Here is a 20,151-nt window from a genome sequence, read left to right as displayed (position 1 = left end):
GCGTTCTACCGTCGTCGAGTCGGCGGACAGTCGGCGACCTCTAGTTCGAGCCCATTGGATCTCGCTCACCCACAAGGGAGAAGACCATGAAGCGTTCGACGCTCACCCTGATCACCGCGGGGATGCTCTTGGCCGGCACGGGTGCGGTAGAACTGCTCGGCGACGCCTCGGCCGGAGCCACCTCCCCTGTCGAGCACACCGCCTCGACGGCGACGAGTGGAATGGAGGTGCACTCGCCATAAACGACGACCGAACACCCTGCTTGCGACCCGGCGACCGGATGCCTCACACCGTCAGGCATCCGGTCGTCGCCATTTGCCAGAGGTTTTCCACATTCATCCGGGAAATGCTGTAGCCGCCGAGAAACGTATTCTTCGGAGCCCCGGGCGAATATCGGTACGCCCGCTCCGATTACGCCGTTCCGGGCGGCAGCGCGGCCAGCATGTCGCGCGTGACGGCCACCGCGTGATCCGAACTCCCGCCGCGCACGAGCAGCGTCGCGAACGCCATGTCCCCGCGGTAGCCGATGAACCAGGAATGCGAGCCGCCCTCCACCTCCGCCTCCCCGGTCTTGCCGTACACCTCGCCCTGGTCGGCGATCCGCTCGGCCGTGCCGCCGGTGACCACCTTGCGCATCATCATCCGCAGTCCCTCGGCCACCTGCGGCGACAGCGGCGGGCGTTCGCCCTCGACCTTCGTCTCGTGCCCGGCGATCAGATACGGCGTCGGGGCCGAGCCGTGCGCCACCGTCGCGGCGACCAACGCCATCCCGAACGGGCTCGCCACCACCTTGCCCTGCCCGATGCCGTTCTCGGTGCGCAGCACCTGCTCCGCCGCTCGCGGCACCGAACCCGACACGGTCGGCAGCCCGGCCACCGTGTAGTCCGGGCCGATCCCGAATCGGGCCGCCGCGGCGGTGAGCGCGTCCGGCGGCAATTCGCTGGCGATCTTCGCGAACGCGGTGTTGCAGGAGCGTTCGTAGGCGGTCGCCATCGGCGCGTCACCGATGGTGAACAGCTCGTAGTTGGGAATGGTGCGCTCCCCGATCACGATCCGGCTCGGGCACGGCACCACGGTCTCCGGCGTCGCGATCCCCTCGGCCATCGCCGCGGCCGCCGTCACCGTCTTGAACGTGGAGCCGGGCGGGTACAGCCCGGACGTGGCGACGGGGCCGTCGGCGTCGGCCGCCTTGTTCTGCGCCACCGCGAGCACCGCGCCGGTCGACGGTTGCAGCACCACCATCATGGCCTGTTCGGTGCGCGCGTCGACTGCGCGTTGCGCGGCGTTCTGGACGGTGCGGTCGATACTCAGCGAGAACGACGGGGCCGGTTGTGGATCCACCTCCTGGAGCACGTCGACGTCGGCGCCGTTGGCGTTGGTGGTGACCACGCTCCAGCCCGCCTTGCCGTCCACCTCGTCGGCGACGGTCTTGCGCACCTGCGTCATCAGGTCGGGGGCGAAGTGACGGTCGACGGCGACCAGGTCGGCCTGGGTGCCGATGCGCACGCCGGGCAGCCCGAGCAGGTCCTCGGAGACCTGGTCGAACTCCCAATCGGTCAGGGTCGCAACGGTATACGGGCCGGTGCGCGCGGCGGCGAGGACGGACTGCGGGGTCAGGTCCGCGTCGAAGCCGTGCAGCGTCTCGGCCAGGGTCGCGGCCACGTAGCCCGGGTCGGGTGCGGCGCTCGCGGTGAACGAGATCGGGTGCACCGTACCGGGAATCAGCACATCGCTGCCGGACCGTTCGTTCACCCGGGCGCGCGGGGCCGGCGTGGCGCGCAGTTCCAGGGTCTGGGTGTCGCCGAGTTTGGGGTGAATGTCCGAGGCGGTCCAGCGGACCTGCCAGCGGCCGTCGCTGCGGCCCATCTGCAACTGCCCGGTGTAGGTCCACACCCGGTTCTTCGGCAGCTGCCAGCGGTAGGTGTAGTCGACGGTGGCGGTGTCGCCGGTGACCCGCGCGTCGCCCGTGTGCGCGGTGAGCCGCTCGGCCTGCAGCCTGTCCCACGCCGAAGCCAGTGCGGCGCTTGCCTTGTCGGGCTGGTTGGTGAGTTCGCCCGCGGCCCGCACGTCGTGGCGGGCGAGCGCGGCGAGGAAGTCGTCGGCGGCGGGCACGGGGCCCTGCGATCGGGATCCACATCCGCTCGCCGCGAGCGCGATCGCCACCGCCAGCAGCGCGGCCGTGCGGCGGCCCCGCCCGAGCCCGCGTCGCGCACAACGTCTTTCGGATGTCGACATCGATTGCGATGGTAATCAGCCAACCGCGCGCAACCGGGGCGACACACGGTGCGGCGCGCCGATCACCCGGGTGTCAGTCGACCAGAACCGTTGCGAACGTGGCGACCTGGCGGAATCCGACCTTCGCGTAGGCGCGCCGCGCCGCCTCGTTGTAGCAGTTCACGTAGAGGCTCGCGGTGCGCCCCGAGGCGACCACCGCGTTGGCCACCGCGGCCGTGCCCGAGGTGCCCAGGCCGCGCCCCCGCCATTCCGGATGCACCCAGACGCCCTGGATCTGGCCCGTGCGCCGCGACACCGCGCCCACCTCGGCCTTGTAGACGACCACGCCGTCCTCGAAGCGCGCCCACGCTCGGCCCGCCTGGATCAGGCTCGCCACCCGCCGCCGATAGCTGCGGCCGCCGTCGCCCGCGCGCGGATCCACGCCGATCTCCTCGGTGAACATCGCGACGGCCGCGATCAGATAGCGGTCCAGTTCGTCGGGACGCACCCGCCGCACCCGCGGGTCGGGCACCGCGTAGGCGGGACCGTCCAGCGCCAGCAGCGGCTGGTCGGCGCGCAGTTCACGGGCGGGACCCCAGCGGTCGGCCAGCAGCTCCCACAGCGGCAGCGCCAGCTCTTGCCGACCCACCACCGACGAGCACAATCGGGGCCAGCGCGCCGCGCGCTCGGCGAAGGCGCGCAGATCGTCGGGGCCGCCGCGCAGCGGCACCAGATTCGCGCCCGAGAAGCACAGCGATACGGCCGGACCGCCGCGACTCCACAGTTCACCCTGGCCGCCCCGGTTGTCCAGGCCGTACTCCTGCAGTCGCGCGGCGACCATACAGCTGGCCACCGGATCGGTGTCCAGTACTTCTTGTACCTGTGCCAGATCGCGATTGGCGAGCTGGCGGGCTCCGGAGATCCGCGTCCGGCGGCTCGGCTCCAGCACACTCCGCACGTTCACAGCCTGCCACGAACATCGCGAACACGCTGCTGTTTGGTGATCGAGGGCGCGACCACCCGCGCGCGACGGCTATCCGACGGTGACAACCGGCTCGCCCTCGCCGGCATCGCTCATGCCCTCGGCGATGCGCATCGCCTCTTCGATGAGGGTCTCCACGATCTGGTGCTCGGGAACGGTCTTGATCACCTCGCCCTTGACGAAGATCTGGCCCTTGCCGTTGCCGGACGCGACGCCCAGGTCGGCCTCGCGCGCCTCGCCCGGTCCGTTCACCACGCAGCCCATCACGGCCACCCGCAGCGGCACCTCCATGCCCTCGAGCCCGGCGGTGACCTCGTTGGCCAGCGTGTACACGTCGACCTGGGCGCGCCCGCAGGACGGGCAGGACACGATCTCGAGCTTGCGCGGGCGCAGGTTCAGCGACTGCAGGATCTGGTTGCCGACCTTCACCTCCTCGGCGGGCGGCGCGGACAGCGACACCCGGATCGTGTCGCCGATGCCCTCGCTGAGCAGCGCGCCGAACGCGACCGCGGACTTGATGGTGCCCTGGAAGGCCGGGCCGGCCTCGGTGACGCCCAGGTGCAGCGGGTAGTCGCACCGCGCGGCCAGCTGCCGGTAGGCCTCCACCATGATCACCGGGTCGTTGTGCTTGACCGAGATCTTGATATCGCCGAAGCCGTGCTCCTCGAACAGGCCCGCCTCCCACAGCGCCGACTCCACCAGCGCCTCGGGGGTGGCCTTGCCGTATTTCTCCAGCATCCGCTTGTCCAGCGAGCCCGCGTTGACGCCGATGCGGATCGGGATGCCCGCGTCGCCGGCCGCCTTCGCGACCTCCTTGACGCGTCCGTCGAATTCCTTGATGTTGCCGGGGTTCACGCGCACCGCGGCACAGCCGGCCTCGATCGCGGCGAAGATGTAGCGGGGCTGGAAGTGGATGTCGGCGATCACCGGGATGGGGGACTTCTTGGCGATCGCGGCCAGCGCGTCGGCGTCCTCCTGGCGCGGGCAGGCCACCCGCACGATGTCGCAGCCCGACGCGGTGAGTTCCGCGATCTGCTGCAGGGTCGAATTCACGTCGTGGGTCTTGGTGGTCGTCATCGACTGCACCGACACCGGGAAATCACTGCCGACCCCGACCTTGCCCACCTGTAGCTGGCGAGTCTTCCGCCGGGGCGCGAGAACCGCCGCCGGTGCGGACGGTATACCCAATGCGATGGCACCGCTCACGGCCGCGCCTCGCTCACGGTCGGCGCAGCCCACCGGGCTGCGTCGTCGATTCGCTCGCTGCGCTCGCTCACGTTCAGTTGCCTACTTTCGTGTGTGCTGCTCCACCCGTTCGGGCCCGAGTCTAGTGGTGTTGCCGTACCAGACGCTGTGAGAGCACCTACAACTACCGGTCGTAGGGGTTGTCGTGGCTCATCCGGTATTCGTTGCGCCCCCGCGATCGGTGAGGTGGAACCCGTCCCGCCGACCCGCCCGGGCGTGTCACGCCCCGCTCGAGAGCATGATCGCCGCCCGCAAGTATGACGCAACCCACAGGCGTGTCGCGGGCAGGCACCCCTCCCACCCTCCGTGCGAACATCGGCGAAGGGATCCCGCCGGCCCACCGAGAACAGGCCGAGATTCGGCAGGCATGGGCGACTCGGAACTGAAACGGATAGCCCGGCATCAGGATGAAACCCCGGGTGGATGCCGCCCGGGCCGCGATCAGCGCGTGGGGCCGCCAGGACAATGCGTGGTAGGAGGAACGAGTCCGGTGATCGAACGCTGGCGCTATGTCACCAACGCGGTCGTGTACAACGCGCAGCATTACGCCGATCTGGGCCCGGAAGCGGTCGACGGTACCGCTCGTGCGCTGTTGGTCCAGCCGCTCGGTCAGCTGACGCCGGACCAGGAGTACGAGGCGCTGCGCGAGGCGATAGAGACCGATGCGCGCCCCCTCACGACAATCCCGACCCGGTTCGACGACAACGCGATTCGCGATTACCTCGTCCGAATCATCACGCGACTGGACGAATTGCGCCCCTGGCCCGAGCCGCGTTTTCAGAAATTGCCTATAGACCGCTGGGAAGAATTTCTCGATGCTCGGCTGATCGCTTTCGTCGATGCGCCGTTCCCCTACGTGCAGGACAAGCTCGGAGCGCCACTGGTCCCGGCTCCCGGTGATATTCGCCAATACTTGCTGATCCGATTGCAGTCCGGCACGGAAGTCGGCTTCGTCTGGCCGTTCTGGGATCAGCACCACGGAACGGCGGTCGTCACCACCGACACGGTGCGCCCGCAAGAAGAGATCATCGAGGAGATACTCGATGCGAGTGTGCTCGATCCCGAGATGGTCGTCTCGCTGCCGCCGGAGTCGGCGCAGTACGAAACCACCCCGCTACAGCCGGAATTTCAGGGCGAGAATCTGCCGGGCAATCCGGTGTGGAACGGCAAACATGTGCGCTATCTCGAGGAGTCCGAACGGCTTTCGTATCGCGTGACCGTCCACAACGGACTGCTGTACGACAGCAACGGCGCACCCCTGGACACGCGCTCGGCGCGCAGCTTGTGGACTCCCGAGGGCGGCCGCGCCATTTTCGTGATGGACGCCGACGGCACGCTCTACTGGTCGCCCTGGCACATTCTCGGTGAGTTCCACCATTCGAGCCTCCTGGCCGGAGCTCCGGTCGCCGGAGCCGGGGAGATCGGAGCCGTGGCCGGGCAGGTCCGGGTGCTGTCCGACAAGAGCACCCACTACCGCCCGGAACGCCGGTTCACGAATCAGGTGGTGGAGCGGCTGCGCGCCGCGGGCGTGAGCATCGCCGACCAGCAGGTCGAATACAATTCCCCCACTTGACGATACGCTCGGCGCGGGCGGGCAGGAGCGAAGTATGCGGTTGTCGATGACGGCGGAGCTACCCGACAACCCCGGAGCGGCAATCGAATTGCAGGATCGGTTGCGAGTCTCGGTGCGCCGCGACAACCCCCGCACCCCGGATTTCCACACCGTCGCCGGGCTCGATTCCGCCTACGACGACGAGGGCAATGTCGTTGCGGCCGCAGTGGTTCTCGACGCCACCACGCTCGAACCGATCGACACGGCGACAGCGCGCGGCACGACGCATTTCCCCTACGTCCCCGGCCTGCTCGCCTTCCGCGAACTCCCCACCACCATCGCCGCCCTCGAAGAGCTCGGCACCACACCGGATCTGCTCGTCTGCGACGGTCAGGGAATCGCACATCCCCGACGTTTCGGATTGGCGTGCCACCTGGGCCTGATCACGGGTCTGCCGACCATCGGCGTCGCCAAGAACGTCCTCGGCGAGTGCGCGGAACCGGGAACCGAGCGCGGTTCGGTCGGCGACATCACCCTCGACGGCGAGGTGGTCGGCCGCGCCGTGCGCACCCAGGCGGGCGTCAAACCCGTCTACGTTTCCGTCGGGCACGACATCGACCTCGATACCGCCTGCGCGCAAGTGCTCGCCCTGAGCCCGAAATACCGCCAGCCGGAAACCACTCGCCGCGCCGACCACCTCTGCCGCACGCTACTGCGCGATATCGCGCAGTAGGTCACCACTGATACGGCAGGAACTTTCCGTCCAGCGTCACCACCACCCGGTCGCCCGCGGGATCCTCCACCCGCTTGACGTCCATGCGGAAATTGATGGCGCTCATGATGCCGTCGCCGAACTCCTCGTGAATGAGTTCCTTGATCGCCGGCCCGTAGACCTGGAGCACCTCGTAGAACCGGTAGATCGTCGGATCGGTGGGCACGGCGGTCTCCAACGCCCCGCGCGTAGGCTGCGTCCGCAGGGCAAGCACCACTTCCTCACTCAGATCCAGCAGCGCCGCAACGGTTTTCGCGGCCTCCTCGGGCACGGGATGCTGCCCGAGCAGCGCCGCCACCGTCCACGCGGGCGCCCGCCCGATCGCCTCGGCAACCTGCGCCCAGCTCAGCCCGAGCCGCTGCTTCGCCGCCACCACGGCCGCCGCCGCTTCCTTCTTCGTCACCATGCGCGCCTCCTACCTCGCCGAATTCCGCACGCACGCTACCGCGCACACATTCCCGGCAGGTTAAATCACCGCCCGAGAACGGAAAGCGGCCGAATCCGCTCGACAATCGAAGGCTAGGGGAAGAGTTTGATCGGATTCACGATATCGGCGACGAGGGTGAGAATCATGTACGCGCCACCGATCACGACCACCACATAGGTAGCGGGAAGCAGCTTCATGTAATCGACGGGCGCACCGGGCGGCAGGCCTTTGCGACCGCGCAGCACATTGCGCAGCTTCTCGTACAGCACCACCGCGATATGCCCGCCGTCGAGCGGCAGCAGCGGCAGGATGTTGAACGCGCCCAGGAAGAAGTTCAGGCTCGCCAGCACCAGCACGAACACGCCCCACAGGCCGCGCTCGGCGGTTTCGCCGCCGATCTTGCTGGCGCCGTACACACTGACCGGCGTATCCGCGTCACGCTCACCACCGGTGACCGCGTGCCAGAGGTTGACCACCTTCGTCGGCATCTGCGCCAGCGACTGGAACGTCTTGGTGAACATGTCGCCGGTGAAGGAGAGCGAGGCCGGAATCGCGGGAAGCAGACCGTATTTCACCGGCGCGTAGAAATCCTGGCCGACCCCGACCTTGCTGACGTACACCGGTTCGGTCACGCGCTCGTTCGTGCCGGGCTTCAAGGGATAGGTGGCCACCCGCTGCGGGACGACCGAGATGTCGAGCCGCTGCCCGTCGCGTTCGACCGTGTAGAGGATGGGACCGGACTGGCTCTCGGTGATCTTGCGGAACTCGTCCCAGGTGCGCACCGGCACGCCGTTGATGGCCTTCACCAGGTCACCGCGCTTCAGCCCCGCGACCTGCGCCGGACCCTCGCCGGTGCACGGCGCCGCGCTGCCGTCCGGATTCTGCGGAGCCACACAGCCCGCGGGGATGATCTGGGTGTCCGGCGGGGCGTCCAGCCGCGGCAGCCCCCACGCGACCGCCAGCAGCACGATCAGCAGGAAGCCGAGGAAGAAGTTCATCAGGATTCCGCCGGACATCACCAGCAGCCGCTTCCACGCGGCCTGCCGGTACATGGCGCGGTCCATCTCCTCGGGTTCCAGCTCGTCGAGCGCGGTCATGCCGGCGATGTCGCAGAACCCGCCCAGCGGCAGCGCTTTCAGCCCGTACTCGGTCTCGCCGCGCCGGAAGGAGAAGATCTTCGGCCCGAAGCCGACGAAGTAGCGGCGCACCTTCATGCCGGTGGCCTGCGCCGTCCACATGTGGCCACATTCGTGCAGTGCGACCGATACCGTGATACCGAGCGCGAACAGCACGAACCCGATCGCGAACCCCATGCGGTGTCGAACCCTCCTGCGTCAGTTACCCACGTGCGTGCGCGCACACTGCCTGGCCCACGCGTCGGCCGCGAGCACTTCGTCCAAGGTAGCGGGTTCCGCGCTCCACCGGTCGGCCGACTCGACCACTCGCCCCACCGTGCGCACGATGTCGGGGAACCGGATCCGCCCGTCGAGGAACGCCTGCACCGCGATCTCGTTCGCCGCGTTGTAGACCGCCGTCACACTACCGCCCGCCTTTCCGGCCTGCCGGGCCAACTCGACGGCCGGGAAGACCGCGTCGTCGACGGGCTCGAACTCCCAGGTGAACGCCTTGGCGAAGTCCAGCGGCGCGAGCACGCCGGGGACCCGGTCGGGCCAGCCCAGCGCCAGCGAGATCGGCAGCCGCATATCGGGCGGACTGGCCTGGGCGATGGTGGATCCGTCGGTGAACGTCGCCATCGAGTGCACGATCGACTGCGGGTGCACGGTCACATCGATCTTGTCGTAGTCGATGCCGAACAGCATGTGCGCCTCGATCAGCTCGAGGCCCTTGTTCACCAGCGTCGCCGAATTGAGCGTGTTCATCAGGCCCATCGACCAGGTGGGGTGGGCCTTGGCCTCGGCGGGCCCGACCGATTCCAGCATCTCGGCGGTCCAGCCGCGGAACGGCCCGCCCGAGGCGGTGAGCACCAGCCGGTCCACCTCGCTCGCGCGGCCGCTGCGCAGGCACTGCGCCATCGCCGAATGCTCGGAGTCGACCGGCACGATCTGGCCGGGCGCCGCCGCGCGGGTCACCAGCGAGCCGCCCGCCACCAGCGACTCCTTGTTCGCGAGCGCGAGCCGGCGACCGGACTCCAGCGTGGCCAGGGTCGGTCGCAGCCCCAGGGCGCCGACCAGCGCGTTGAGCACCACGTCGGCCTCGGTGCGCCGCACCAGTTCGGTGACGGCGTCCGGACCGGCAAGCGCGACACCGAGTTTCGCGGCCGCGGCCGGATCGGCGACGGCGACGTTGTCGGTCCCCGTGGCCTCGATCTGCTCGGCGAGCAGCGCGGTGTTGCCGCCACGCGCGGCCAGCCCGACCACCTGGAACCGCTCCGGATCGGCGGCCATCACCTCCAGCGCCTGTGTGCCAATGGAACCGGTGCTGCCGAGCAGCAGGACTCTCACGATGTCGGACACCTCTTCATTGTTCCCGATCAGCGGCCGCCGACACCCGGTCACCCCGCTGGCTACGACGGGCAGTCGTATGTCAACATAGTGGCGAGAGTGCGCACTCGGTGTGCAACGAACTGGAACTGATGGGAGCGAACGTGCCCGCCACGGAACTGGAACACGCCAAGAGCGCCGTCGTCACGAAGGTCGATCCCGCCGAGGTTCCGTCCGCGGCCTGGGGCTGGAGCGGCGAGTCGCGGCGCACCTTCCGCGCCGCGGGCTGGGTGGTCGTGGTGATCCTGCTGGCGATGCTGTTCGAGGGCCCGCAGGGCGCCTCCTCGGGCACCGGCCACATCGGCTACCTGTTCCTGATCGGTTTCGCCATCGCGCTGGCCGGCGTGCTGATCCGCGATTCGTTCCTGAAGAACAAGCCGCGCTGACCTACCGCCCTCGGCGGCGCGTCGGCTTTCCCCGGCCCGGATTCTTGCGTCCGGCGGTCCCGCGACCGCCGGACGTTTCCTTGACCGGGCTCCGCTTCGCGGGCTTGTCCCCTTCGCCCGCAACGCTTTTCGAGCGACCCGAAGGCGAGCGGGAACTGCGCGCGGTGCGGCCGCGCACGATACCGACGAATTCCTCTACGGTCTCGGTGGTCGACTCGATGGGCCACGCGAGGGCTATCTCGGTCTCCGGCAGGTCGGTGACGGTGCGGAAGACGAGATCCCGGCGGTGATGCAGCCGGGCCAGCGAATGCGGCATGACGGCCGCGCCGCCGACCGCCGCGACGAGTTCGACCGTGCCCGCGAGCGCGTCGACGTCGGCGGCGTCCTGCATCCGCTCGTCGGCCAGGTCCGCCGTGCTCACCTCGTCGAACAGCGAAATCGGGTGGTCCTTGGGCACGACCACGACCGGCAGTTCCCGATACAGCGGAATGGCGTGCAGGCCCTCGCGGTCGATCGGCAGCCGCACGAAGCACATGTCGACCCGCCCGTCCCGCAGCACCGCGTCCTGCTCGGCCTGCGCCACCCCGATCAGCTCCAGTGGACTCTCCGGAAAACGCTCACCCCACCGGTCCGCCCATTTGGACACGGTCACCCCCGGCACGAACCCCACCCGCAGCGCACCCGGAGCAAACTCGTTCATTCCGGTAAGCGTATCGGGTGGCCGCACAGCCGCGAACTTCTCGGAGCCGGTTCCTGGCGGTGACGCACCGCCGGTCGCGTTGAGCTAGCGCGGCTCGGGACAGTAGGCGCGCAGGCCGAGCGTCATATCCACGCCCGCCCCGAGCAGCATGTCGCGCTCCACCCGATCGAAAGGTTGGGGACGCGGCCCGGAACCGCGCAGGGCGACATGATCGGGCGTCGCGTCCGCCGCGTATTCGATGTCCAGACAAGCGATTTCACCACCGGACCGGTCCAGGATCAGCAGCCGCGCCGGGTCCGGGGCGCTGGGCGTCGCGGGATCCCGGACGAAGTGGAACAGCGTGCCGCCGGTCGCGGCGACCGCGGTGGCCGTGGCCGCACGGAGCAGGGTCCCGACCGCCGTGCCGTCCTCGCGACGGACGGCCGTGGCGGTGGCGTCCCGCGGTTCGACCCACACCACGGTCCGGTCGAGATAAGCGATCCGGTACCGCTCGCGCACGGATCCGAGCAGGCTCGCCAATCGGCCGCCGGGACCCGCGTCGGTCGCGTGCGCGGCGACCGCCAACACTTCCCCGGCCTCGGTCCGAAAGGTCACCTTCGGCGGGCCCGCCGAGGCGCGCTCGACCCGGCCCTCGATCGCCATTGATCCGTTCCGCAGGGCTGACATAGGAAGATGTTATGACTGTGATCTACATCTCACAGCGAATCGGCGAACCCGATCACCCGCACCTCGCGCCGAGCGGATATTCGCCGCTGCCACACCGTGTGTCGACACGTAACGACCAACGTGGCCGCGACGCTAATGGGGTATCCACACGGTCGCCGCCGGCGAACCGATTCGCCACCGCACCACCGCCCGAGAGGACTGATCATGCGCACCGCGTACAAGTCGGCCGCCGCCGTAGCCGCATTCGCCTGTGTCCCGGCCCTGTTCGTCGCGGGTCCCGCCGCGGCCGCGGCCGCCGACATCCCCGTGCTCGAGACCTCCGCGACGGAAGCGGGCCTCTGCTACGGCACCATCCGCGGGAACGTGGACCAGGATTCGTCGTCGTCGATCCACCTCACCAGCGCGTTCCAGGGCATCGGCACCTGCGCGACCACCGCCTACGTCTCCTGGCACAACATCGACACCGGCGCGCGCGGCAACACCACGGTGAAGCTCGTCGGCTCCTGGTACAACTCCGCGTACATACCCTCCGGGCCGGGCCATGTCGAATTGACGGTCACCACAAAGGAATTCATCCACTCCCCCGGCTCGGTGCGCGTCGAATACGTCATCCCCGGCTAGGCGGGCTTCGTCACATCACCGTATCTGCCGGGCGCGGGCACGAATCGCACCGTGGCCGAACGCTTTCCGGCATCGCGCCGCTGCCCGGCGCGGTATCGGCAGTAGGCCACGGTCTCGGCGGTCGTCCGCGCGCGGTGCTTGTACATCAGCACAGCGACCACGACGGCCGCACCGGCGAGCAGCAGCGCGGTCACCCGCAGCGCGACGGGGAAGCCGCGGAAGAACGCCGCCTCGCCACCGCCGAGGACGAACACGATGGGCACGAGCAGGGCGGGCCCGAGCACCGACCCGATCCGCACGGCCGCCGTGTGCACCGCCGCGCCCACCCCGGCCTGCTCGGGCGCGACGGCCGCCACGATCACCGCGGTCTGCGGCGCCCGCGTCCACATCACGCCGAAGCCCACGACCGTGCCCGCCGTCGCGTACAGCCAGGACTCGTCGCGCAGATTGATGGCCGAGCCGAGCAGCGCCCCGCCCGCACAGCACACCAGCCCGGACGCGAACAGCGCCCGCACCGAAACCCGTTGCTGCCACGCGGTTCCCGACAGCACCGCGCCGAGGACCATGCCGAGATACATCGGGACCGCCAGCACCAGCGCATTGCGGGCGGGCTCCGCGGGCGTAGCCAGCAGCGCGGCGATCGGCAGCAGGTACACGGCGGCGGCCACCTCGCACGCCACGCCCGCCAGGCAGGCCGCGGCGAACGGCGTCGACCGCATCAATCGCATCGGCACCGCCGGATTCGGCCGCCGATACTCCCACCACGCGAACAGCAACGCCAGCCCGCCCGCGAGTGCCGTCGCGCCGAGCACCTGGCTACTGCGCCAGCCGATTTCGGTCGCCCTGCCGATACCGACGAACAGCACCGCGGGCGCCGCACCCGCCAGCAGCGCGCCGACGAGGTCGAAGCGCCGAGCCCGAGCGGGTCGCGTGGCTGGCACCACCAGCCACCCCGCCCCGACCGCGGCCATGGCCAGCACGGCGGTCAGCAGATACCCGGTGCGCCAGCCGGTTTCCGTCACCAGCAGACCGCCGAACACGCCGCCCGCCAGCACCGCCGCCGACTGCACGGCCAGCCACATCCCCACCACCGCAGGCAATTCGGACGCGAAGAACAAACCCGGCAGCACCGACAGCGCCGTCACCACGACCGCCGCCGCGGCCATGCCCGTCACCGCGCGGCCGACGAGGAACATCCACTCGTCGGCGGCGAAAGTCGTGGCGAGACAACCGATCCCCATGCCGATTCCGCCCGCCAGCAGGATCGGCCGACGCCGCAACCGATCGCCGAGCAGGCCCGCGCCCAGCAGCAGCGCCACCGTCAGCAGGCTTCCGAGCCCGGCGGCCGCGGTGGCGGTGGGCGTGTTCATCTCGAAACGCTGCGCGGCCTGCGGCACCGCGACGGCGTGCACGGCCACGTCGACCCCCGCCAGACTCGACAGCACCGCGACCGCCCCCACCGCGAACCGCCGCCGGTCCGGCCGCCGCGCCACCCACCGCGGCCAAGCCTGTGGCATCGGAGTATCGATCGTCGCCAAGCGTTCCCCTTCCACGGACCCAATCGGCACCCCCCGACATAGTGCATAAGTGCCCGGCAAAATCGGCCGCGGCACGTCGGTCCGTTGCGGATCGGTGATCATCGATGCGCCGAGAGCCGACCGTGGGTGCGCCGCACGGCCCGGCGACCTCATCCGCATCGGGTGATGCGCGGAACCGGCTCGCGGGAAGACACTTCCACATCCGCCGTTCCGAACGCACTCCCCGGAGGACAGCGATGGACAAGACAGCGAGCCGCTCGTTCGTTTCGCGGATCTCGGTGACCCAGTGGCTGGCCCTCGTCCTGGCGGTGCTGTCCATCGTGTTCATCGTGGAGAACCGCGACCGCGTCGGCATCGAGTTCCTGCTGATCACCGTCACCTCGCCGATGTGGCTGATCCTGCTGGTGATGTTCGTCGTCGGCTGGGTCACCGGGGTGCTGACGCGCCGCGCCCGCCGCTGAGGGCACGGCCGACCGCCCACCGTCAGGCGCGCCGAACCTAGTGCGCGCCGGGCGGTTCCGGCAGATCGGCAACCGCCGCGGCGACGGTCGGGAAGACCTCGATCGGTGTGCCCCCGGATTCCGCGGTGCCCAGCGCGTCGCCGAACTGTCCGATGGAACGCGCGATGCGGAAGTCGATGCCGCGGCGGCCGAGGGCGTCGCGCAGATCGGCGAGCATGGCCGCCGCCGTCACGTCGACCGAGGGCGAGGTCTCGGCGTCGAGCACGACGAGCCGGGTGTCGCCGGTGCAGAGCTGCTCGATCCGCTCGCGCACGTAGTCGGCGTTGCCGAAGAACAGCCCGGCTTCGACCCGCACCACCAGCAGATCGGGGCGCTGCGGCAGGCCGGGATGCCGGGACGCGTCCAGCCACAGCGTGCCGCTCTTCGCCAGCGCGGCGACGTGCGGGCGTGAGGTGCGATAGATCAGGAGGACCACGGAGATGCCGACGCCGATCAACAGGCCGGGCAGGGTGTCGAACAGCAGCACACCCAGCACGGCCGCCAGCGCCGCGGTGGAGTCGGCGCGCGCGGCCCGGCCGTAGATGGCGCCCAGCCGCTCGGTCCATACCCGGTACAGCCGCCGCAGCGCGCCGAGATCCACCAGTTCGACGACGGCGGCGATCACCACACCGGCCAGCGTCGCCTCCGGCAGCCGCTCGAACAACCCGGTCAGGAACAGCAGCGTGAGCACCGTCAGCGCGGCCACCACCAGGCCACTGAGCTGGGTCTTCGCTCCGGCCGAGCCGTTGACCGCGGTCTTGGACAGGCTGCCGTTGACCACCATGCCCGACGCCAGCCCGGACCCCAGATTCGCCGCACCCAGCCCGAGCAGCTCCCGGTTGGCGTCGATCTCGTAACCCGCCTGCGCCGCATAGGTTTTCGCCGCTCCCAGCCCTTCGGCGAAGCCGATCAGCAGCACGCCGACCGCGGGACCGAGCAGGTCGAGATACTGGTGGAACGTGACGCCGTCCGGCAACCCGATCGACGGCAGGCCCGCGTCGATGTGGCCGACGATGGCGACGCCTTCGTCGTCCAGATCGAAGACCGCCACCGCGCCGATGCCCAGCAGCACCGCCAGCAGCGAGCCGGGAACCAGCGGCAGCCATCTCTTCAGGCACAGCACGACGGCCAGGCTCGCGACGCCGAGCAGCGTTGTGCGCCACTGGATCTGCCCCAGTCCGGACAGCACACCCCAGGCCTGTTCGAAGAAGTTCCCCGCGTGCTTGTCGATGCCGAGCAGCTTGGGGACCTGCCCGACGATGATGGTGAGCGCCAGCCCGACGATGAATCCCTTCAACACCGGTTCGGAAATGAACGCCGCCACGAACCCGAGCCGCAGGAGGCCCGCGAGCAGCCCGGCCAGGCCCGTCGCGAGCGCCAGCGCCGTCGACAGGCCCAGATACCGGCCGCCGTCGGCACCGGCCAGCGGCGTCACGATGGCCGCCGACAGCGCCGCGGTGGCCGACATCGGCCCCACCACCAGATGCCGCGAACTGCCGGCCAGCGCGTAGAGCACCAGCGCGGGGACCGCCGCGTACAGGCCGGTGACCGGCGGCACCCCGGCGATCGACGCGTACGCGAGCGCTTCCGGAACCAGCACCGCCCACACCGTGAGCCCCGCGAGCACGTCGGGTCGCAACCACTGCGGCCGGTAACCCCGCAGCGATTCGAAGACCAGCCGGTGTGTCGCCACCGTCGTTCCACCGCCTCAGAGGCCGCCGATTCCCTTGCCCAGCACCACGGTTCCCATCACGAGCAGTACGATCGCCAGCACCGCGTGGTTCTGGGCCTGCAACCAGTGCCGCGCGGTGTCGAGCCGGCCCCGCAGCCGCTCCGCCGCCAGCGCGTAGCAGAGCACGACGGCCAGCACGCTCGCCCCGGCGAGCACCGTGAACACCGCGATCGCCACGATCTCCGCGCCGCCGCCGAGACCGCCCGTTCCGATCGTCGTGCCCGCCGACACACACAGCAGCAGGTTCTTCGGATTCAGCGCCGACAGCGCCGTTCCCAGCCCCGCGGAGCGAATCGTCGTCAGCTCGCCGATCGCCCGCATCCAGCGCGGCGGCGTGGTGTCCGCACGGACGCGCCATTGTCCGGCGGCCAGGAACAGCAGCACCAGACCCAGCACGATCTTGATCCAGGACACGGCCGCGGACGGCTCCCGCGCATCGGTGTCCCCCAGCGTCCCGGCGAGGGCTGCGACCACGGCCGTCACCACGGCGATCCCGGCACACCAGCCCGCGGCGAAACCCGGGCCCGCTCCGGCGGCGGTGTTGGTCAGGATGAGCAGGATCGCCGCGACGATCGGGATCGGGGAGATCGCCACGCCCATCGCCAGGGGGAGCAGATCCCCGAGGACGGCGCCCACCGCGTCACGCCGCCGGGCGCCGGTCGAGGCCGCGCATCAGTTCTGCGGACGCCAGGTCGCGATCGCCCAGATCACCACGATGTTCAGAGCGATGACCAGGACCGACCACCACGGGTAGTACGGCAGCCACAGGAAATTGGCCAGGATCGACAGCGCCGCGAGACCGATGGCCACGCCGCGTCCCCAGGCCGTCCCCGCGATCAGGCCGAGCGCGCTGATCACGAGCAGCACGCCGAGCACGATGTGGATCCAGCCCCAGGTGGTGATGTCGAATTTGTAGACGTAATCGACGCCCACCACGAACAGATCGTCGTTGACGACCGCCGAGATGCCTTCGAACAGCGACAGCACGCCGACGGTCACCAGCAGGATCCCGGCGCCGATCGACGTGCCGGCGGCCAGACCCTGTCGTACCGGGTGGTTCTCCGAGGACGTTGCCATGTTCCGACTCCTTTCGACGGCCGATGCTGCGACGACTGTCGCGCACGGCCGGCGCGGGCGCTTCACCCGCGGAGGGTGAGCGGAAGCGAATCGGGCGAAGTCATCCCGAGCGGATGATGCCCGTGCCGGAGGCGGCCGCCACGCTGGTCGCGAGGTCGCCCGCCCGGGCCGTCGCGAGGTCACGCATCGTCGCACGAGGAGGTGATCGTCCGTGCCGGACGCCGTCCGATACCAGTTCGTCATCGAAGGGGAACTGTCCGAGCGCGCCCAGGCGGTCTTCCCCGAACTCATGCGCAGCGGCCATTCCACCTCCGGGACCACCACGCTGTACGGCACGGTGCCCGACAACACCGCGGTCCGCGGCGTCATGGCTCGCATCGATGCCCTCGGTCTGACGCTGCTGGAGATGTCGCGGCTGCCGGACTGAGTGGCGATCAGGTCAAGAGCCCAACACTTTCATCGCCTCCAGCAAATATCTGGTATACGGTCGAATACCGACAGATCAGACGCTCAGCACACTGCCGTACCGAAACGGAAAGCTTACGGAGGCGTTGTGGTCGCACCGAATCTGCCCGCATTTTCTCCGACGGGTAACCATTCGATAACTGCGCGCGGAGCCATTGGCTACGCGCCGCCGGAGCTGCCCTTCACTCCGCTGCGGATGACCGCCGCGCACACTCGGCTGGAACGCGCCGCCACGAAGGGACATACGGCATTGGTGTGCGCGCCGGCCGGAAGCGGCAAGACGGTGCTGGTCGCCGACTGGCTGCGTCGGCGATCCGGCGCGGGCAGCCGGATCGGCTGGGTCGGCCGCGCCGAACTCGCGGCGGACAATGCCCTGTGGCGGGCCGTCGCCGCGGCGCTCGGTCTGCCGCCGATCGCCCCGGCCGACGCGATTCCGGACACGCCCGTGGCCGAGGCCGCGGCCGTCCTCGCCGCGCTGTCCGACGCCGGCCCGGCGGTGCTGGTTCTCGACGACGCCCACCTGATCAGCGATCCGCTGGCGCTGTCGGGTCTGGAGTACTTCGTCGAGCACGCGCCCGCGACGCTCACGATCGTGGTGATCGGTCGCTACGACCCGCCGATCCGCTGGCACGCACTCGAACTGGCCGGTCTGCTCACCCGCCTCGGCGCGCCGGAGCTGGCCCTGGACGAGGCGCACACCGCCGCCCTGCTCGCCCAGCACGACTGCCGCCTCACCGACTCGGAGCTGACCACCGTCCACGAATTGACCTGCGGCTGGGCCGGTCTCGTCCGGATCGCCGCCCTGCACCTCGCCGCGCACGCCGGCGACCGGGCGACCGCGATCGCGGCCTTGGCGCGCGGCCCGCGCGCGGTGGCGGATTTCCTCGTCGGCGAGTTGCTGACCGCCCTGGCGCCCGACGCGCTGGACTTCCTGCTCGCCACCGCCGTGCCGACCTCGTTCTGCGCCGACCTCGCCACCGACCTCGCCGGGCCGACCGCACCGCGCACACTGGACCAGTTGCTGCGCAACAACTTTCCGCTCGAGGTCGCTGCCCACGACGGCACCCTCTGGTACACCTACCATCCGATGCTGCGCACCTACCTGCTGGCGGAGACCGCGCGCACCGATCCCGGGCGCGCGGTCGAGCGGCACCGGGCCTGCGCCCGGTGGTTCACCGCGGCGGGTTCGCTCGCCGACGCGCTGACGCACGTGCTCGCCGAGCCCGAACGTCCCGCGCTGCCCGAGTTCGTTCGCGAGCACGGGCCCCGGATGGTGTTCGACGGGAACGGCGACGCGCTGTTCGCCCGGCTCGACCAGCTGGCCTGGGCCGCGGGTGACACGTTCGTGCTGCTGCTGCGCGCCGCCGACGCCCTCGAACGCGCGGACCTGGTCCAGGCCGCCGCCCTGCGCGACCTGCTCGACCTGCGCGCGCCCGCGGCGTCGGCCTTCGCCGAACCGGATCTGCTGTGGCCCTTCGCCGCGGCCGTCGTCTGCGGCATCGATGTCGCGACGGGCCGTGCGGGCGGCCCGCCGCCGCCGTTCACGCCGACCGGCCACCCCGACCTCGACAGCTACATCGCCCTGCACCTCGCGACCGCCCACACCTTCGGCCCGCACGACGCGAACGGCGGCGAACGCGCGCTGCGGCATGCGCTGGCGCTGTCCGAACACGCCGGACTCCCCCGGCTCACCTTGCACGCACTCACCCGGCTGGCCCTGGCCGCGGGCCTGAACGGGTCGCTCGCGCTCATGCACGAGCGAGCCGCCCAGGCTGTCGCGTTCGCCGAGGAGCACCGGCTGCACGATGCCACCGCGCTCGCCCATGCCCGCGCCATGGTCGCGCTGATGAGCTATCTGCGGGTCGACGATCCGCTCCCGCCGGTCGAGGAGAATCATTCGCTGACAACACAATTGGACGGCTCGACGGCTCCGGCGTCCGGCTGGCACGCGCACGTGCTGGCCCAGCTGTTCGACCTCGACACCACCGGCGACCCGCACACCGCCACCGACCGCCTGCGCGGCGACATGCACCACCTGCTCGACGAGTCGCCGCTGCCCGCGACCACCGGTGGCCTGCTGATCCAGGTCAGCTGGGCGCTGCTGCGTGTGCGCTGGCCGGAGGCCGCCCGGCGGCTGCTCGACCGTGCCTCCGACGCCCTGGGCCGGCTCCCGGAGATCACCCTCGTGGAGGCCGCTCTCGCCGAATACGGCCATCGCTCCGCTACCACCGTCGAACTGGTGGAAACCCTGCTCGCCGAGGAGGATTCGCTGCATCCGGTGACGGCGATCCACGCCCGCCTGCTGTACGCCGCGGCCTGCCACCGACTGCAACGGCCCGTCACCTACGACGCGCTGCGGCACGCCCTGTCCCTGGCGCACACCGATCGGCTCATCCGGCCGTTCCTGGACGTACCCGGCACCGTCGACCTGCTGGACCGCTTCGTGGGCAGATTCGGCTATCTCGACGATTTCGCCGACGCGATCAGACAGCGTTCGCACGCCCGCACCAGAGCGCACGCCCCGTCCCTGACCAACACCGAAGTCGTGGTCCTGCGCCAACTCCCGTCGGGCATGACCACCCACAGCATCGCCGACGACATGGGCGTCTCGATCAACACCGTGAAAACCCACCTGCGCGGCATCTACCACAAACTCGGCGTCCGCACCCGCGCCGACGCCATCGCCAGCGCCCGCAACTACGGCCTCATCTGACCGCCCCGAACTCCCGACTGTTCAGTCGGACATAACATCTCGATTACTACCATCCAGAAA

20 protein-coding genes are annotated in these 20,151 nt (G+C 69.9%); 8 read left to right on the top strand and 12 right to left on the bottom strand.

The features are described 5' to 3' along the window. Positions 1-86: 86 nt before the first annotated feature. Positions 87-242: a hypothetical protein gene (locus IU476_RS20500; protein ID WP_195102391.1), complete on the top strand. Its 156-nt coding sequence runs from the start codon at positions 87-89 to the stop codon at positions 240-242. Between the two features lie 169 nt (positions 243-411). Here the strand turns inward: IU476_RS20500 and IU476_RS20495 are convergent, their stop codons facing one another. From IU476_RS20495 to ispG, 3 genes are all read right to left on the bottom strand, one after another. Beyond that, complete coding sequence (locus IU476_RS20495) at positions 412-2,235, bottom strand: penicillin-binding transpeptidase domain-containing protein (protein WP_195102389.1); 1,824 nt, start codon at positions 2,233-2,235, stop codon at positions 412-414. Between the two features lie 73 nt (positions 2,236-2,308). Continuing rightward, positions 2,309-3,172 (bottom strand): GNAT family N-acetyltransferase, encoded by an 864-nt coding sequence (locus IU476_RS20490; RefSeq protein WP_195102387.1) that lies wholly within the window; start codon positions 3,170-3,172, stop codon positions 2,309-2,311. Between the two features lie 75 nt (positions 3,173-3,247). After that, positions 3,248-4,402 (bottom strand): flavodoxin-dependent (E)-4-hydroxy-3-methylbut-2-enyl-diphosphate synthase, encoded by a 1,155-nt coding sequence (gene ispG, locus IU476_RS20485; protein WP_195102385.1) that lies wholly within the window; start codon positions 4,400-4,402, stop codon positions 3,248-3,250. Between the two features lie 406 nt (positions 4,403-4,808). Here ispG and IU476_RS20480 point away from each other — a divergent pair, with 406 nt between their 5' ends. Continuing rightward, positions 4,809-6,014 (top strand): IQM protein middle domain-containing protein, encoded by a 1,206-nt coding sequence (locus tag IU476_RS20480; protein ID WP_195102383.1) that lies wholly within the window; start codon positions 4,809-4,811, stop codon positions 6,012-6,014. Between the two features lie 34 nt (positions 6,015-6,048). Then, complete coding sequence (locus IU476_RS20475) at positions 6,049-6,726, top strand: endonuclease V (RefSeq protein ID WP_195102381.1); 678 nt, start codon at positions 6,049-6,051, stop codon at positions 6,724-6,726. A gap of 1 nt (position 6,727) precedes the next feature. On the opposite strand, the gene cynS is transcribed toward IU476_RS20475, so the two are convergent. From cynS to dxr, 3 genes are all read right to left on the bottom strand, one after another. Further along, entirely contained in the window at positions 6,728-7,168 is a 441-nt protein-coding gene (gene cynS, locus IU476_RS20470; RefSeq protein ID WP_195102699.1) for a cyanase, read from the bottom strand. Between the two features lie 116 nt (positions 7,169-7,284). Then, positions 7,285-8,505, bottom strand: a complete 1,221-nt coding sequence (locus IU476_RS20465; RefSeq protein ID WP_195102379.1) for a M50 family metallopeptidase — start codon at positions 8,503-8,505, stop codon at positions 7,285-7,287. 21 nt (positions 8,506-8,526) lie between these two features. Continuing rightward, positions 8,527-9,666 carry a 1-deoxy-D-xylulose-5-phosphate reductoisomerase gene (gene dxr, locus IU476_RS20460; RefSeq protein WP_195102377.1) on the bottom strand — a complete coding sequence of 380 codons (1,140 nt, stop codon included), beginning with the start codon at positions 9,664-9,666 and terminating at the stop codon, positions 8,527-8,529. Positions 9,667-9,785: 119 nt separating this feature from the next. On the opposite strand from dxr, the gene IU476_RS20455 reads away from it, so the two are divergent. Further along, a complete protein-coding gene (locus tag IU476_RS20455; RefSeq protein ID WP_195102376.1) occupies positions 9,786-10,079 on the top strand; it encodes a DUF2631 domain-containing protein in 294 nt (97 codons plus the stop codon). Between the two features lies 1 nt (position 10,080). Here IU476_RS20455 and IU476_RS20450 read toward each other — a convergent pair whose 3' ends face one another. Next, complete coding sequence (locus tag IU476_RS20450; RefSeq protein WP_195102375.1) at positions 10,081-10,779, bottom strand: LysR family substrate-binding domain-containing protein; 699 nt, start codon at positions 10,777-10,779, stop codon at positions 10,081-10,083. A gap of 84 nt (positions 10,780-10,863) precedes the next feature. Continuing rightward, positions 10,864-11,445 (bottom strand): hypothetical protein, encoded by a 582-nt coding sequence (locus IU476_RS20445; RefSeq protein WP_195102374.1) that lies wholly within the window; start codon positions 11,443-11,445, stop codon positions 10,864-10,866. 204 nt (positions 11,446-11,649) lie between these two features. Here IU476_RS20445 and IU476_RS20440 point away from each other — a divergent pair, with 204 nt between their 5' ends. Continuing rightward, positions 11,650-12,066: a hypothetical protein gene (locus IU476_RS20440; protein ID WP_195102373.1), complete on the top strand. Its 417-nt coding sequence runs from the start codon at positions 11,650-11,652 to the stop codon at positions 12,064-12,066. Here the strand turns inward: IU476_RS20440 and IU476_RS20435 are convergent. Beyond that, entirely contained in the window at positions 12,063-13,604 is a 1,542-nt protein-coding gene (locus IU476_RS20435) for an MFS transporter (RefSeq protein WP_195102372.1), read from the bottom strand. The two genes, IU476_RS20440 and IU476_RS20435, sit on opposite strands and share 4 nt — an antisense overlap. Before the next feature lie 236 nt (positions 13,605-13,840). On the opposite strand from IU476_RS20435, the gene IU476_RS20430 reads away from it, so the two are divergent. After that, positions 13,841-14,065, top strand: a complete 225-nt coding sequence (locus IU476_RS20430) for a hypothetical protein (RefSeq protein WP_195102371.1) — start codon at positions 13,841-13,843, stop codon at positions 14,063-14,065. 37 nt (positions 14,066-14,102) lie between these two features. Here IU476_RS20430 and IU476_RS20425 read toward each other — a convergent pair whose 3' ends face one another. Genes IU476_RS20425 through IU476_RS20415 form a run of 3 tightly spaced genes read right to left on the bottom strand, consistent with a single transcriptional unit; the run spans position 14,103 to position 16,913 of the window. Continuing rightward, the gene (locus IU476_RS20425; RefSeq protein WP_195102370.1) at positions 14,103-15,797 is read right to left on the bottom strand and encodes a SulP family inorganic anion transporter; all 1,695 of its coding nucleotides are present in this window, start codon (positions 15,795-15,797) and stop codon (positions 14,103-14,105) included. 15 nt (positions 15,798-15,812) lie between these two features. Continuing rightward, a complete protein-coding gene (locus tag IU476_RS20420; RefSeq protein WP_195102369.1) occupies positions 15,813-16,472 on the bottom strand; it encodes a GAP family protein in 660 nt (219 codons plus the stop codon). A 36-nt stretch (positions 16,473-16,508) separates the two neighbouring features. Then, positions 16,509-16,913: a DUF7144 family membrane protein gene (locus IU476_RS20415; protein ID WP_195102368.1), complete on the bottom strand. Its 405-nt coding sequence runs from the start codon at positions 16,911-16,913 to the stop codon at positions 16,509-16,511. Between the two features lie 211 nt (positions 16,914-17,124). On the opposite strand from IU476_RS20415, the gene IU476_RS20410 reads away from it, so the two are divergent. Beyond that, on the top strand, positions 17,125-17,340 hold the full coding sequence (locus IU476_RS20410) for a DUF8691 family protein (protein WP_195102367.1): 216 nt from the start codon (positions 17,125-17,127) through the stop codon (positions 17,338-17,340). A 234-nt stretch (positions 17,341-17,574) separates the two neighbouring features. Further along, positions 17,575-20,091 (top strand): winged helix-turn-helix domain-containing protein, encoded by a 2,517-nt coding sequence (locus IU476_RS20405; protein ID WP_195102366.1) that lies wholly within the window; start codon positions 17,575-17,577, stop codon positions 20,089-20,091. Positions 20,092-20,151 lie beyond the last annotated feature (60 nt).

Source organism: Nocardia blacklockiae (assembly GCF_015477355.1).
Classification (GTDB): domain Bacteria; phylum Actinomycetota; class Actinomycetes; order Mycobacteriales; family Mycobacteriaceae; genus Nocardia; species Nocardia blacklockiae.
This window is presented reverse-complemented; position numbering and strand designations above follow the sequence as displayed.